Below are 15,261 nucleotides of genomic sequence, written 5' to 3' on the forward strand. Positions count from 1 at the left end.
GGCCTCCTACGCGGCGACGAGATACGAGAACACGGATTCGAGGGACTCGTCGGACGGCGAGACCGTGAGCAGCCGGATGCCGTGGTCCCTGGCAACGCGGGGCAGCAGGGCGGTGAAGCGGCCGAAGTCGACGGCCTGGATGCGCAACGCGCCCTCCGCGAGGTCCACCTCGATGCCGGAGGTCGACGGGTCGGCGATCAGCGCCGCGGCGAGGGCCCGGTCGTCGCTGGAGCGGACGAGGTAGCGGTGCGGGCGGTCGGTCATCAGACGACGGATCCGGCGGAAGTCACCGCTGGCCGCGTGCCGTCCGGCGACGACGACCTCGATGTGGGCCGCCAACTGCTCGACCTCTTCGAGGATGTGCGAGGAGAACAGGACCGTGCGGCCCTCGGCGCCCATACGGCGCAGCAGGTCCATGAGCTGCATGCGCTGGCGCGGGTCCATGCCGTTGAAGGGCTCGTCGAGCAGGAGGAGCGACGGGTCGTGCACGAGTGCGCTGGCCATCTTCACGCGCTGGCGCATGCCCTTGGAGTACGTCGAGATCTTGCGGTCCTGCGCGTACTCCATCTCGACCGTGGCGAGCGCCCGCTGGGCCGCCTTGGCGCCCAGGCCGTGCAACTCGGCGTTGGCGACGACGAACTCGAGGCCGGTGAGGAAGTCGTACATCGCCTCGCGCTCGGGGACGATGCCGATGTGCTTGTAGATCTGCTCGTTGCGCCACACGGGCGCTCCGTCGAGGGTGACGGTGCCGGTGGAGGGGGCCAGGAAGCCGCCCATCATGTTGATGAGGGTGGACTTTCCGGCGCCGTTGGGGCCGAGGAGGCCGGTGACGCCAGGGCCGATCGTCATGGTGATGTCGTTGACCGCCACCACGTTGCCGAACCAGCGCGAGACGTGGTCGATGTTGAGCGTGGTCACAGTCCGACCTTTCGGTAGCGGCGCATCAGAAGGCCGTAGCAGCCGGCGATGAGACCCAGGACGGCGAGCAGGAAGACCACGCCTGCGCCGGTGCTGGGGCCTACCCCTCCGGGGTAGGAGGATGTGGCGCCCAGGAAGGCCGTCTGCACCCCGTCGATGAGAGTGATGGGCGAGAAGAGGCCGATCCAGGGGGCGGCGGTCGAGCTCTGCCCGTCCACCATGGTCTGCGCGTCGGCGATGGCCTGGAGCGTGGACACCGCCCCGTAGGAGATGGTCAGCACGGCGATGACGGCCGCGATACCGAAGCCGCGGCGCGGGGTGGCCGCCGAGATGACGAGGCCGATACCGGCGAACAGCAGCGAGAGCAGTGCCACGGAGACGAGCCCCTGAAGGAAACCCTTGGTCTGGTCGGTGAAGTCGAGCTTGGCCAGCATGGCGCCGCCGTAGAGCACCACCAGCGGCACCGCGGTGATGAGGAACAGGGCCGAGGCCAGCGCCGCGAACTTCGCCCGGACGTAGTCCGAGGTCTCGATCGGGCGCGAGAAGTACAGGGGTACGGTCTTGAAGCGCAGGTCGCGGGAGACGGCCTGGGGGGCCTGCGAGGCGACGTACAGGCCGATGACCGCCTGCATGACGATCGCGTAGTTCGTGTACTCGACGGGCAGTTCCTTGGCCTTGGTGGCGACCGTGACCGCCACCATGATGGCCGCCGGGACGCACATCACCGCGAAGAGCAGCATCGGCAGCACCTTGGACTTGGCCGAGCGGCCGAGGCCGTAGGAGCCGCGCAGGGACTGCGAGTAGAGCGAGCGGCGGGCGTACGCGCGGCCCAGTCGCTGGCCGTCGTACGAGCGGTAACCGATGTTGTGGATGCGGGACTGGGCGCCCGTCTGTGCCGGGGTCTGCTCAACCGCCATGGCCGACCGCCTCCTTTCCCGCGCTGTGCTGTGCGGTGCTCTGTTGTGCGGCGCGCTGCTGTTCGTCGCTGTCGGTGAAGACCTCGGAGATGTGGTGCCTGCGCTGTTCCATGCGCACCAGGCCGAGGCCGAGGCCGGCGACCGTGTCCCGTACGAGGTCGTAGGTGTCCTCGCCCTGGGCCGTGAGCAGCAGGATGTGTCCGGCGCCGGGCAGGCCGCTGCCGTCGTGGGTTTCCACCCCGCGCGCGTGGAGCGCGTCACGCATGGCGGCGGTGCCGTCCGGGTGTTCGTCGGTGTCGGTCACCTCGATGGCGAGGATGGCCGTGGACTGGGTGAAGTCCGTGGTGGAGCTGGACCGCAGGAGCTTGCCGCCGTCGACGACCACCACGTGGTCACAGGTCCGCTCCAGCTCGCCGAGCAGGTGCGAGGTGACCAGCACCGAGATGCCGAAGTCGGTGTGGATACGGCGGATCAGGCCGAGCATCTCGTCGCGGCCGACCGGGTCGAGGCCGTTGGTCGGCTCGTCCAGGAAGACCAGCTGCGGGTCGTGGACCAGCGCCTGGGCCAGTTTCACGCGCTGTTTCATGCCGGTCGAGTAGCCACCGATGGGACGGTAGCGCTCCTCGTACAGACCGACATGGCGCAGCGTGTCCGCGGTGCGCTCCCGGGCGGCGGCAGGCGGGAGCCCGGACATGCGCGCCATGTGCACGACGAACTCGGTGGCCGAGACGTCGGGTGGCAGGCAGTCGTGCTCCGGCATGTAGCCGACCCGCTCACGGATGGCGCCGCCTTCGGTGGCGACGTCGAGGCCGAGCACGGTGGCCCGGCCCTCCGTGGCGGGAGACAGACCCAGCAGGATCTTGATCAGGGTGGACTTGCCGGCGCCATTGGCGCCGACGAGTCCGGTCACACCGGGTCCGATGTCCATGGAGAGCCGGTCGAGCGCGGTCACCCGGGGGAACCGCTTGCTCAGGCTTTCGGTCGCGATCACAGTCACATCCATGACGGTAGTGGCGCACACCACATCGGTCGTCAACCCGAAGAGCTGTCTCGGTATCCACCTTCAGTCGTACGGGCCCGTAGGGGTCCCCCTCAGGTCGAACAACCGACGGCGGGCTGTCCCCATCGGCTCCGTTGTCCACAGACAGGCGTTCGGCTGTTGACGCGGGCTCTAACAAGTGTCAGATTCGCGGGGGTCAAGTTACGGGCAGGTAGCGCGGTCGATGGGGACGGTGGCGGCGGCAATGGCGACGGCGGAGGCGGGCGGACTCACCGGGGAACCGGCTGGGAGACGGGTCAGGGCACTGGCCGGGGAACTGGCCGGGTTCAGACGGGTGCAACGGCTGGCGTACGAGTGCGCGGAGGCCGTCGCGGCCCGGCTCCAGCCGGGGATCACCGAGCGGGAAGCCGCCCGGATGCAGCGCGAGTGGCTGCGCGAGCGGGGTGTGCGGGACTGGTTCCATCTGCCCTTCGCCTGGTTCGGGGACCGCACGGCGTTCGTGAACTTCCGTGTCCCCTTCCAGTTCTTCCCGACCGGGCGCCGGCTGGAGCCGGGGATGCCGTTCATCCTGGACCTGGCGCCGGTCCACCGGGGTTTCGCGGCGGACATCGGCTATTCCGGCTCGCTCGGTGCCAATCCGGTGCAGGAGAGGCTCATGGCCGACCTGGAGGCCCACCGCGAGCTGATCCTGCGCGAGGTGCGCGAGCGGCGCCCGCTGCGCGGGATCTACGAGGACGTGGACCGTCTCATGGTCCGCCAGGGCTATGCCAACCGGCATCGCGCGTATCCCTTCGGGGTGATCGCGCACAAGGTCGACCGGGTACGCGAACGGTCGTGGTCGCCCCGGCTGTTCGGGTTCGGTACACAGTCCCTGAAGGGGCTGGCGGGCGACGCGCTGCGTGGCCACCGCGAGGGCTGGTCGCCCCTGTGGTCGCCGTACCGGTTCTCCGACCACCCGCCGCAGCCGGGTCTGTGGGCGGTGGAGCCACATCTCGGATTCCGGGGCACGGGGGCGAAGTTCGAGGAGATCCTGGTCGTCACGGACTCAGCGGACCCGCAGGAGAGCGCGTTCTGGCTGGACGACGATCTGCCGCACGTGCGGCGCTGGGCGGAGGCGAAGTGACTCTCGACGGAGCGCGTGAGCGCCGGGTACGGACGGGCGGGATCGAACTGTGCGTCGCCGAGTTGGGGGACCCGGCGGACCCCACGGTGATCCTTGTGCACGGTTATCCGGACACCAAGGAGGTGTGGTCCCAGGTCGCCGTGCGGCTTGCCGACCGCTTCCACGTCGTGCTGTACGACGTGCGGGGCCACGGCAGTTCGACAGCGCCACGTCCGCTGCGGGGCGGCTTCACCCTGGAGAAGCTGACGGACGACTTCCTGGCGGTCGCGGACGCGGTCAGTCCGGACCGGCCGGTGCATCTGGTGGGGCACGACTGGGGCTCGGTGCAGTCCTGGGAGTTCGTGACCGTCGCGCGCGCCGAGGGCCGGATCGCGTCCTTCACGTCGATGTCCGGGCCGTCACTCGACCACCTCGGCCACTGGACGAAGGGGCGCCTGAAACGGCCCACCCCGCGCGCGGTCGCCCAACTCCTGGGCCAGGGACGCAGGTCCTGGTATGTATACGCGCTGCACACGCCCGTGCTGCCCGAACTCGCCTGGCGCGGCCCGCTCGGCAGACGCTGGCCGAAGCTGCTGGCCCGCCTCGAGAAGGTCTCCGGGGACGGCTACCCGACCGCCTCCCTGCCCACGGACGCGGCCAACGGCGCCTGGCTGTACCGGGACAACGTCCGGTCACGCCTGCGCAGGCCGCGCACGGACGCACACGCGCACGCGCCCGTGCAGCTCATCACGCCCCTGGGGGACGCGTTCCTCTCCGAGCGGCTGTACGACGGGCTGGAGCGGTGGGCGCCCCGGCTGGTGCGCCGCACACTCGACGCCAAGCACTGGATCCCGCGCACCCGGCCCGACCAGGTGGCCGCCTGGATCGGGGAGTTCGTGACGGCCAACGAGGGTGGGCGGCTCCCGACCACGGCAACGGGCCCGTACGCACAGCGTTTCGGCGGGCAGCTGGTCCTGGTGACCGGGGCGGGCAGCGGCATCGGACGGGCCACGGCGTTCGCGTTCGCCGAGTCGGGCGCCCGGGTGGTGGCCGTCGACCGGGACGCCGAAAGCGCCGCCCGCACAGCCGAGTTGGCCCGGCTCGTCGGCGCCCCCGAAGCCTGGGCGGAGCCGGTCGACGTCACGGACGAGGCGGCGATGGAGAAGCTCGCCGAGAAGGTCGCCGCCGAGTACGGCGTGGTGGACGTGCTGGTGAACAACGCGGGGATCGGGATCTCCGGGTCGTTCTTCGACACGACTCCGGAGGACTGGAAGAAGGTCCTGGACGTTAACTTGTGGGGTGTGATCCACGGTTGCCGGCTCTTCGGGAAGCAGATGGCGGAACGCGGACAGGGCGGCCACATCGTCAACATCGCGTCCGCAGCCGCCTACCAGCCTTCCAAAGCCCTGCCCGCGTACAGCACTTCGAAGGCCGCGGTGCTGATGCTCAGCGAGTGTCTGCGCGCCGAGCTTGCGGGCCAGGGCATCGGTGTCTCGGCGATCTGCCCCGGGTTCGTCAACACGAACATCACAACGACCGCGCGTTTCACGGGAGTCGATGCCGAGGAGCAGGCCCGTCGGCAGAAGCGGACGGCTCGGCTGTACGGGTTGCGCAACTACCCGCCGGAAAAGGTGGCTTCGGCGATCCTGCGCGCGGTGGTACGCAACGAGGCGGTCGCACCGGTGACGCCGGAAGCCCGGGGCGCACATCTCATGTCCCGCTTCGTACCGGGGGCGTTGAGGGCGCTGGCGCGGCTGGACCCGCCGCTGTGACATTGGACCCCCAATAAGAGGCAAATCCCCTCAAGTTGGCCAAAAGCCTTGAAACGTAGGCCGGTTGTCCACAGATTCTTCAATTGCCCTGTGGATAACTGGACTTGGCTGTGGATCAAACCTCCGAACCAAAATCAAATGCGTGATCACCGTCGCGCCCGACACTCTTGTGGGATGACCGAGAAAGAGATGGACGAAAGACGCACCGTGAAGGTGTCGAAGTACCTGTCGAAGCATCTGCGGCACCAGCCGGTGGGGGCACCTCCCACGCCCTCAAGGCAGTGGGGGAGGATCGGGCTCGCGCTCGACGAGACCGGCTGGGTCGAGATCGACACGCTGATCGCGGCTGCCACGGCTCACGGCTTCCGGTTCACGCGCGACGAGTTGGACCACGTGGTCGCGGCCAACGACAAGAAGCGCTTCGCGGTCGACGGAACCCGGATCCGCGCCAGCCAGGGCCACAGTGTCGAGGTCGACCTCGGGCTGCCCCCGGCGACCCCGCCGCCGTACCTCTACCACGGCACGGTGGACCGCTTCCTGGACGCGATCCGCGCCGAGGGCCTGCGCCCCATGAACCGGCACGCCGTCCACCTCTCGGCCGACCGTGAGACCGCGACCCGGGTCGGCGCCCGCCGAGGCCGGCCCGTCGTGCTCCCGGTGGACTCGGCCGCCATGCACCGCGACGGCCACCTCTTCCACATCAGCGCGAACGGCGTGTGGCTCACGGAGTCCGTTCCGCCGCGCTATCTGCGGTTCTCCGCTCCGCACTGACACCGCGCGGCACCGGCCCCGGCATGATCGAGGGCATGGAGCACCTGCCCACCACCGAGGCCGTCGTCACCGCCCTGTGTGCCCTCGCCGCCGAGTACGCCCGTGAGATCGAGGTCGGCCATGACATCGGCGCCGACGGACCTCCCGGCGCACGGCCGCGGGCATCGGCGTACCACGGACCCTGACGGCTCGCTCCCGCACGAGGCCTTCGCCGAGTTCGGCGGAGTCCCCCGGGTGACCGTCCGCCTCTCCCCCGACGACGACGCGCTGATCACCGTCGAGGGCGTCGAGTGCCCCGACATCCCGCGCGACGACGTCCCCGCCTTCCTCCGCTCCGTCCACGACGGCCTCGCGTTCGTCACGGCCCGCCGATTCCCGCACGCCCGCCACCTGGTCGTACCGCTGCCTGGCGACCGCACGTACAAGGAGTACATCCCGATGCCCGGCCTCAGCCCGTGGCTCGGTAGTCGCGTCCGGTGACCGCTCGGCGAGTGCTCGGTGACTGTTTCACGTGAAACCTGAACGGCACCTAGGCTCTCAAGCATGAGCCTGCACCTGAGCACCGCGATCCTTCCGTACCGTCGTTGGCACGAGGGCGGCCGTTCGGCCTGGCAGCGCGCGGAGCAACTCGGGTTCCACACCGCGTTCACGTACGACCACCTGTCGTGGCGCACCTTCCGGGACGGCCCGTGGTTCGGTGCCGTACCCACGCTCACGGCCGCCGCCGCCGTCACCGACCGGCTGCGCCTGGGCACGCTGGTGACATCGCCGAACTTCCGGCACCCGGTGACGCTGGCCAAGGAGCTGATCTCCCTCGACGACGTGTCGAACGGCCGGATCACCCTCGGCATCGGCGCGGGCGGCACCGGCTTCGACGCCACCGCGCTGGGCCAGGACCCGTGGACGCCCCGGGAGCGCGCCGACCGGTTCGGCGAGTTCGTCGCGATCCTCGACAAGCTGCTGACCGAGGACGGCAAGGACGGCGTCTCCTACCAGGGCGACTACTACTCGGCCCACGAGGTGCGCAACATCCCGGGCTGTGTGCAGCGCCCCCGGCTGCCGTTCGCGGTGGCCGCCACCGGGCCGCGCGGGCTGAAGCTCGCGGCGCGTTACGGGCAGGCGTGGGTGACGACCGGTGACCCCAGGCTGTTCGAGAGCGGCACGCCCGAACAGTCGGTCCAGGCCCTGCGCGGGCAGACGGAGAAGCTGGCCGACGCCTGCGCCGCGATCGGCCGGGACGTGAGCGGGCTCGACAGGATCCTGCTCACCGGGTTCACCCCGGACCGGGGACGTCCGCTGGAGTCCGTGGACGCGTTCGTCGACTTCGCGGGCCGGCACCAGGAGCTGGGCTTCACCGAGATCGTCGTCCACTGGCCCATCCCCGACTCCGACTTCGCGGCCGACGAGCGGGTCTTCGAACGCATCGCCCAGGAGGCGCCGGCGCAGCTGCGCTGACCCAGAACCGGCCAGGACCGGTCAGGGCGGCCACTCACCTGGGCGGACCGCCGCACGGGCGGGCGTGGACATACGCGAGAATGGGCGGGTGACCTCAGCGACCAGAGAGCCCGAGACCCCCGCCGCCGCCCTCCCGATCCGGCTGATCGCCACCGACCTCGACGGCACACTGCTGCGCGACGACAAGTCGGTGTCCCCGCGCACGGTCGCCGCCCTGGCCGCCGCCGAGGCCGCGGGTGTCGAGGTCTTCTTCGTCACGGGCCGCCCGGCCCGCTGGATGGACGTCGTCAGCGAGCACGTCCACGGTCACGGTCTGGCGATCTGCGGCAACGGCGCCGCCGTGGTCGATCTGCACGGCGGCCCCGGTGCCCACCGCTTCGTGAAGGTGCGGGAGCTGGCGAGGGACAACGCGCTGGACGCCGTACGCCTGCTGCGCGAGGCCGCGCCGGGGACCGTGTACGCCGTGGAGCAGACGTACGGCTTCCACCAGGAGCCGGAGTATCCGAAGCTGCACATGGAGGTGCCGGACAATCTGGCGCCCGCCGAGAAGCTGCTGGCCCCGGGCGGGCCGAGCGACGGTGAGCCCGTGCTCAAGATCCTCGCCTTCCACCACACGATGGACCCCGACGCGTTTCTCACCACCGCCCGGCTCGCGATCGGCGACCGCGCCACCGTGACCCGCTCCAGCCCCAGCGCCCTGCTGGAGATCAGCGGCCCCGAGGTCTCCAAGGCGAGCACGCTGGCCCTGTGCTGCGCCGAGCGGGGCATCTCGTCCGAGGAGGTCGTCGCCTTCGGGGACATGCCGAACGACGTCGAGATGCTCACCTGGGCGGGCCGGTCGTACGCGATGGGCAACGCGCATCCCGACGTTCTCGCGGCGGCCTCGGGGCACACGGCGCCCAACTACGAGGACGGGGTGGCCGTCGTGATCGAGCGGCTGCTCGCGGAACGCCTCTGAGGAAGCTGGCGTACGGGGCCTCACCTACAACCGCACCCCGCGCTCCGTCAGCCACGCCGCCGGGTCCACCCCCGACCCCAGTTCCGGTGTGACGCGTACCTCGAAGTGCAGGTGCGGGCCGGTCGAGTTGCCGGTCGTGCCGGTCTGGCCGATCCACTGACCCGGGGTCACCCGCTGCCCCTGGTCGACGGTGACGGCGGCGAGGTGCGCGTACTGCGTGTAGTAGCCCCCGGGATGCTCGATCACGATCTCGATGCCGAAGGCGCCCCCGCACGACACCGACACCACCCTGCCCGCGCCGACCGCCCGCACCGGAGTGCCGATCGGTACCGCGAAGTCCTGCCCGGTGTGCCCGTTGGCCCACCGGTCGCCGCCGCTGCCGAAACTCGCGGACAGCTCGTACGTCTCCACGGGCGTGACGTACTCCGGCATGGTCCCGGGATCCGGCTGGTCGAGCCGAACGGCGCCCCGGCAGGAGCCCGCCGTGACCGAGGCGTCGGCCCGGCCCTGGAGCGTCCAGCGGGCCTCTTCGAGCTTCGCATCGATCGACCGCTTCAGCTCGGCGAGTTCGCCGTTCCGGCGCTCCAGTTTCTGCCACTGCGCCGCCGCCTTCGCCTCGTCGGCGGCGAGCCGGGCCTCCGCGCGCCTGCTCTTGCCGATCGCGTTGTTGACGGCGAGATCGGCCTGCCACACGGCCCGCTGACCACGCATCAGCTCCTCCGGGCTGTCCGCGAGCAGCATCTGCGCGGTGAGCGGCAGGCCGCCTCCGCTGCGGTACTGGCCGCGCGCGATCCGGCCGAGGTCCTCGTGCAGGACGGCGATGTCGCGCCGTTCGCGGGTGAGGAGTTCCTCGTACCGCCGGGCCTTGGCCCCTTCCGCCTCGGACTCGCGCCGTCCGGCCTCGTACTGCTGCGTCACCACGGCGGCATCCGCGTACAGCCGGGTCACCTCGGTGCTGAGACCCGAGTCCGTAGCGGCGTCCGATCCGGGATCCGTGTCCTCGCCCGAAGCGGCCGTCGGCCGGGCGACCAGGACGGCGAGCGCGCACAGCAGCGCCGGAACGAGCAGCGGATGACGGCGACGTGAGCCCATGTCAGCGATCGTGCACCGCAAACCGGGCCGGTCGCCTGTTCACGTCGTACGCCTGGGGGACCCGTTGCCACGAACGGCTCAGTAACGGCGTCCGCGGCGACCTCAGTACGGCGCCTGCCACACCACCGTCGTACCGCCGCCGTCCGGGCCGCTGCCGGGTCCGTGCCGGCTGTCGCCGCCCAGCGACTCGGCGCGCCGTTTCAGGTTCCTGAGGCCGCTGCGCCGACCGCCCTCGGGGATGCCGACACCGTCGTCGGCGACGGTCAGCCGTACACCCGGCCTGCCGTCCGGCAGGGTCGCGTCCGCGTCGACCACGACATCGATCCGGGACGCCCCGGCATGGCGGAAGGCGTTGGACAGGCCCTCGCGCAGAGCGGCGACGAGGTTCTTGCCGGTCGGCTCGCCGACCGCGCTGTCGACCGGACCGGCCACCCGGAGCGAGGGCTTGAAGCCGAGTGCCACGGCGGCCGTGCTGATCTCCCGCCGCACCCGCGTGGACAGTTCGGACGGCACCTCCCCGGGGTCGTCCTGGAGCGCGAAGATCGCGGTGCGGATCTCCTGGATGGTGACGTCTAGTTCGTCGACGGCCCTGCCGACGCCGTCCCGTACTTCGGGCGCGACCGGTCCGCGCTGGGCGCTCTCCAGCATCATCCCGGTGGCGAACAGCCGTTGGATGACGAGATCGTGCAGGTCACGGGCGATCCGGTCGCGGTCCTCGTACACCGCGAGCCGTTCCCGGTCGCGCTGTGCCTCGGCCATCATCAGCGCGAGCGCGGCCTGCGCGGCGAACTGGACGGCGAGCGCGCGCTCCGTCTCCGTGAACGCCCGCTCTCCCCGCCCGCGGGGCATGGCGAGGCTGCCGACGACACGGCCGTCACTCTGCAGGGGGAGCAGCATGGTGGGCCCGTAGCCCAGGGTGAGGCCGGTGTGGAGGACCAGCCGGGGGTCGGTGGCCGCGTCCGCGACGAACAGCGGCTCGCCGGCGAGGAGTTCGGCGACGATCTCGCTCTCCGGCGGGATGACCATGCCGAGGGCGTCGGAGGGGCGTTCCGCGTCCACGGCGACGACCTCCAGGCCGCCCTCGTCGGCGGGCAGCAGCACGATCCCGGCCGCCGCCCCGGAGAGCCTGCGGGCCTGTTCGGCGACGATCCGGAGGGAGTCGCCGATGTCGCCGCCCGAGAGCAGCGCGGTGGTCACGGCCACGGATCCGTCGATCCAGCGCTCGCGCTGCCGGGCGGCCTCGTACAGGCGGGCGTTGCCGATGGCGATGCCCGCCTCGGTGGCCAGCACTCGGACCAGGGTCAGGTCGTGCTCGGTGAAGGGGCCGCCGCCTCGCTTGTCACCCAGGTACAGCTTCCCGAAGACCTCACCGTGCACCCGGATCGGCTCGACCCACCGGACGGTGTCCTCGTCGACACCGTGGTGAACGAAGTCGGCGAAGCCGGTGCCGTCCTCGGCGAGGACCCCGATGGCCACGCGCCCGGCGTCCACCAGGGCGGTCGCCGTCGCACAGATCCGCTCCAGCGTGGCATGCGGCCCGAGCCCGCTCCCGACGGCCCGCATGGCTTCCAGCAACTGCGGCACGCACGGCTCGGGACGAAGCGGTAGGTCGGACATTCCACGAGCCTAATTACTCCTGTTTGTCCCCGAAAGTCGAGCGCGAACCACTCCCTTGACGAGCAGACGCGCAGACGCGTGGAGGACTGACGAACAGGTGACTAACGCGTCGCCGCCACCAACGCCAGTTGCTCGGACTCGGCCTCCCGCTCCGCCATCCCCCGCAGCGGCCCTTCGACGGCGACCAGTTCCGCGTACGTCCCCCGTTGCACGACCTGCCCCCCGTCCAGCACGATCACCTCGTCCACGGCGTCGAGACCGGCCAGGCGGTGGGTGATGAGCAGCGTCGTACGGCCCTCGGTCGCGGCCAGCAGATCGGCGGTGAGCGCGTCGGCCGTCGGCAGGTCGAGATGTTCGGCCGGCTCGTCGAGCACAAGCACCGGGAAGTCCGCGAGCAGCGCCCGGGCGAGCGCCAGCCGTTGCCGCTGCCCGCCGGACAGCCGCGCCCCGTGCTCGCCGACCAGCGTGTCGAGCCCCTCGGGCAGCGACTCGGCCCAGTCCAGCAGCCGTGCCCGCGCGAGGGCACCCCGCAGGTCGTCCTCCGTCGCGTCCTTCTTCGCCAGCAACAGGTTCTCGCACACGGAGCTGTCGAAGAGGTGCGCGTCCTGGGCGCACAGCCCGACCAGCCGCCGTACGTCGTCGCCGTCCAGCGCGTACGCGTCCACACCGCCCAGCGTGTAGGAGCCGGCGTCCGCGTCCAGGAACCGCAGGAGCACCTGCGCGAGCGTCGTCTTGCCGGACCCGGACGGGCCGACGACGGCGATCCGGCGCCCTTCGTCGAGGGTGAGGTCGAGGCGGGCGAGCGCGTCCCGGTCCTGCCCGGCGTGGCGGGCGGCCAGCTCCTTGACGACGACCGGGAACGGCGACAGGGGCGCGGGGAGCGGCTCTTCGGGTTCGCGTACCGGGTCGGGCGCGTCCAGGACCTCGTACACGCGCTCCGCGCTCCTGCGCACCCGCTGCCGGTAGCGCACGGCGAGCGGCAGCCCCAGGACGGCCTCGAAGGCGGCCAGGGGAGTGAGGACGACAACGGCCATCACCACCCCGCCGAGCCGCCCGTCGGCGACCCCTTGCACGCCCACGAGGGCGGTGGCAGCGACCGTCAGCCCGGACAGCAGCGCGGTGAGTCCGTCGCCGAGCGCGGTGGCGGTGGCGGCGCGCGAGGCGATCCGGGTGAGTGCGGAGTCGGCCCGCCGTACCCGCTCGGTACGTCCGTTCAGGGCGCCCGCGACCGTCGACTCGGCGGTTCCGGTGAGCAGGTCGGCCACGTGCGTGGCGAGCGCCCCGCGGGCCGGGGCGAGCCGGCGTTCCGCGCGCCGTGCCACAGCACTGGTCACGAGGGGGACGCCCACTCCGGCCGCGAGCAGCCCGGCGGCGAGCACGGCGCCGGCCTCCGGCAGCAGCCACGCCGTGAACCCGACGGAGGCGGCGGAGACGACGAGGGCGGCCCCGGCGGGCAGCAGCCAGCGCAGCCAGTAATCCTGGAGGGCGTCCACATCGGCGACGAGCCGCGACAGCAGGTCCCCGCGCCGGGTCGTCCGCAGTCCGGCGGGCGCCAGCCGCTCCAGGCGCCGGTAGACGGCGACCCGGGTGTCGGCCAGCATCCGCAGCACGACGTCGTGCGACACCAGCCGCTCGGCGTACCGGAAGACGGCCCGCCCGATCCCGAAGGCACGCGTGGCCGTCACGGCGACCATCAGATACAGCACGGGCGGCTGCTGCGAGGCCCGCGAGATGAGCCACCCGGAGGTCGCCATGAGCCCGACGGCACTGCCGAGCGCGAGACTTCCGAGCAGCAGCGCGAGCCCGAGCCGCCCGCGCCGGGCCCCGGACATGGCCCGCACCCGCGCGAGCACCCCACGTCGCCCCGCGGGAACGCCGGGCACGAGTTCCTCCTCGTCGAGCACGGGGAGCTGTGCACCCTGTGGACCGCCCACGACGAATCCGTCACCGCCGAGAGAACCGCCTGTCTGCTCGGCACCAGGCAGGTGAGCGGGCCGGACTTCCTCCGCCAGCCGCACCACCCGGTCCGCCACCGCCAGCAGCGCCGGCCGATGCACGACCAGGAGCACTGTCCGTCCGACGGCAAGGCGCCGTACGGCGCCCACGACCTCGGCCTCGGTCTCCCCGTCCAGCGCGGCCGTCGGCTCGTCGAGCAGCAGCACAGGCCGGTCCGCGAGGAACGCCCGGGCCAGCGCGAGCCGTTGCCGCTGCCCGGCGGAGAGCCCGGCCCCGTCCTCGCCGAGCACCGCGTGCATGCCCTCGGGCAGCGTGTCCACGAACTCCAGGGCGCCGGCATCGGCAAGGGCCCTCCGTACGGCGGTGTCGTCGGCGTCGGGCCGGGCCAGCCGTACGTTCTCGGCGATCGACCCGGCGAACAGGTGGGGCCGCTGCGGCACCCAGGCCACCCGCGAACGCCACTGGTCCAGATCGATGCCGGCGAGATCGGCTCCCCCGACCGACACCCGCCCTTCCGTCGGCCGTACGAACCCGAGCAGCGCGTGCAGCAGCGTCGACTTGCCCGCGCCGCTCGGCCCGACGAGCGCGACCGTCTCGCCGGCCTCGACGGCGAAGGACACCTCCGCCACCGCGTCCACCGACCGCCCGGGATACCGGACCGTGACACCCTCGAAGGCCACCCCGCCCTCAGGAACCGCCCCGGTCCCGGATTCCGGCACCGGCGTCTCCAGTACGGCGAAGATCTCCTCGGCCGCGGCCAGCCCCTCGGCCGCCGCGTGGAACTGGGCGCCCACCTGCCTGAGCGGCAGATACGCCTCGGGCGCGAGGACGAGAATGACGAGCCCGATGTAGAGGTCCATCTCGCCGTGCACGAGCCGCATACCGATGGTCACCGCGACCAGCGCCACGGAAAGCGTCGCCAGCAGCTCCAGCGCGAAGGACGAGATGAAGGCGATCCGCAGGGTCCCCATCGTGGCCTGCCGGTACTCACCGGTGATCCGCCGGATCGACTCGGCCTGCGCCTTGGCCCGGCCGAACACCTTCAGCGTCGGCAGCCCGGCCACGACATCCAGGAAGTGGCCCGACAGCCGGGACAGCAGCCGCCATTGACGGTCCATCCGGGACTGGGTGGCCCAGCCGATCAGCACCATGAAGACGGGAATGAGCGGCAGGGTGCCGACGATGATCGCGGCCGACACCCAGTCCTCGGTGACGATCCGCGCGAGCACGGCCACGGGCACCACCACCGCGAGCCCCAACTGCGGCAGGTAGCGCGAGAAATAGTCGTCCAGCGCGTCGACCCCCCGCGTGGCGAGGGCGACCAGCGATCCGGTCCGCTGCCCGCTCAGCCACCCGGGGCCGAGCGCGACGGCCCGCTCCAGCAACCGGCCGCGCAGCTCCGACTTCACGGCCGCGCTCGTCCGGTGCGCGGCGAGCTCGGTGAGCCAGGAGACCACCGCCCGACCACCGGCGACGGCCGCCAACAGCAGCAGGGGGGTGCGGAGTTCGGTGACCGGCTGTCCGTGCTGGAACGCGCCGACCACCACCTCGGCGATGAGCATGGCCTGTGCGATGACCAGCCCCGCGCCGACTGCACCGAGGCCGATGACCGCCAGCAGGAATCGGCGCGTGGCACCGGCGTACCGGAGCAGCCGCGGATCGATTGGTTTCACGTGAAACATGCCCTTCGGTCCAGGGAGGTG

11 protein-coding genes and 1 pseudogene are annotated in these 15,261 nt (G+C 71.5%); 6 read left to right on the top strand and 6 right to left on the bottom strand.

Going from position 1 to position 15,261, the window contains the following annotated elements:
* Positions 1-6: 6 nt before the first annotated feature.
* The 3 genes from IEY89_RS28700 to IEY89_RS28710 are packed head-to-tail and all read right to left on the bottom strand — an operon-like array spanning position 7 to position 2,838.
* Positions 7-918, bottom strand: coding sequence for an ABC transporter ATP-binding protein (locus IEY89_RS28700; RefSeq protein ID WP_189150425.1), 912 nt, complete (start codon positions 916-918; stop codon positions 7-9).
* The gene (locus tag IEY89_RS28705; RefSeq protein WP_189150426.1) at positions 915-1,835 is read right to left on the bottom strand and encodes an ABC transporter permease; all 921 of its coding nucleotides are present in this window, start codon (positions 1,833-1,835) and stop codon (positions 915-917) included. The genes IEY89_RS28700 and IEY89_RS28705 overlap by 4 nt, the downstream gene beginning before the upstream one ends.
* Positions 1,825-2,838 carry an ABC transporter ATP-binding protein gene (locus IEY89_RS28710; protein WP_229695460.1) on the bottom strand — a complete coding sequence of 338 codons (1,014 nt, stop codon included), beginning with the start codon at positions 2,836-2,838 and terminating at the stop codon, positions 1,825-1,827. The genes IEY89_RS28705 and IEY89_RS28710 overlap by 11 nt, the downstream gene beginning before the upstream one ends.
* Positions 2,839-3,079: 241 nt before the next feature.
* Here IEY89_RS28710 and IEY89_RS28715 point away from each other — a divergent pair, with 241 nt between their 5' ends.
* From IEY89_RS28715 to IEY89_RS28740, 6 genes and pseudogenes are all read left to right on the top strand, one after another.
* The gene (locus IEY89_RS28715) at positions 3,080-3,958 is read left to right on the top strand and encodes a M24 family metallopeptidase (RefSeq protein WP_229695463.1); all 879 of its coding nucleotides are present in this window, start codon (positions 3,080-3,082) and stop codon (positions 3,956-3,958) included.
* Positions 3,955-5,709 carry an SDR family oxidoreductase gene (locus IEY89_RS28720; RefSeq protein ID WP_189150427.1) on the top strand — a complete coding sequence of 585 codons (1,755 nt, stop codon included), beginning with the start codon at positions 3,955-3,957 and terminating at the stop codon, positions 5,707-5,709. Before IEY89_RS28715 ends, IEY89_RS28720 begins: the two co-directional genes overlap by 4 nt.
* Before the next feature lie 189 nt (positions 5,710-5,898).
* Positions 5,899-6,480 carry an RNA 2'-phosphotransferase gene (locus tag IEY89_RS28725; protein WP_373287306.1) on the top strand — a complete coding sequence of 194 codons (582 nt, stop codon included), beginning with the start codon at positions 5,899-5,901 and terminating at the stop codon, positions 6,478-6,480.
* A 23-nt stretch (positions 6,481-6,503) separates the two neighbouring features.
* A pseudogene (locus tag IEY89_RS28730) lies at positions 6,504-6,960 on the top strand (hypothetical protein).
* Between the two features lie 63 nt (positions 6,961-7,023).
* Positions 7,024-7,935, top strand: coding sequence for an LLM class flavin-dependent oxidoreductase (locus IEY89_RS28735; RefSeq protein ID WP_189150429.1), 912 nt, complete (start codon positions 7,024-7,026; stop codon positions 7,933-7,935).
* Positions 7,936-8,023: 88 nt separating this feature from the next.
* The gene (locus IEY89_RS28740; RefSeq protein WP_189150430.1) at positions 8,024-8,893 is read left to right on the top strand and encodes an HAD hydrolase family protein; all 870 of its coding nucleotides are present in this window, start codon (positions 8,024-8,026) and stop codon (positions 8,891-8,893) included.
* Between the two features lie 24 nt (positions 8,894-8,917).
* Here the strand turns inward: IEY89_RS28740 and IEY89_RS28745 are convergent, their stop codons facing one another.
* The 3 genes from IEY89_RS28745 to cydD all read right to left on the bottom strand — a co-directional run bounded on the left by IEY89_RS28745 (position 8,918) and on the right by cydD (position 15,240).
* Entirely contained in the window at positions 8,918-9,985 is a 1,068-nt protein-coding gene (locus IEY89_RS28745; protein WP_189150431.1) for a peptidoglycan DD-metalloendopeptidase family protein, read from the bottom strand.
* Between the two features lie 102 nt (positions 9,986-10,087).
* Positions 10,088-11,602 carry a GAF domain-containing protein gene (locus IEY89_RS28750; RefSeq protein ID WP_189150432.1) on the bottom strand — a complete coding sequence of 505 codons (1,515 nt, stop codon included), beginning with the start codon at positions 11,600-11,602 and terminating at the stop codon, positions 10,088-10,090.
* 101 nt (positions 11,603-11,703) lie between these two features.
* Complete coding sequence (cydD, locus tag IEY89_RS28755) at positions 11,704-15,240, bottom strand: thiol reductant ABC exporter subunit CydD (protein ID WP_189150433.1); 3,537 nt, start codon at positions 15,238-15,240, stop codon at positions 11,704-11,706.
* Between the last annotated feature and the right edge of the window lie 21 nt (positions 15,241-15,261).

The organism is Streptomyces lacrimifluminis (assembly GCF_014646095.1).
Lineage (GTDB): Bacteria > Actinomycetota > Actinomycetes > Streptomycetales > Streptomycetaceae > Streptomyces > Streptomyces lacrimifluminis.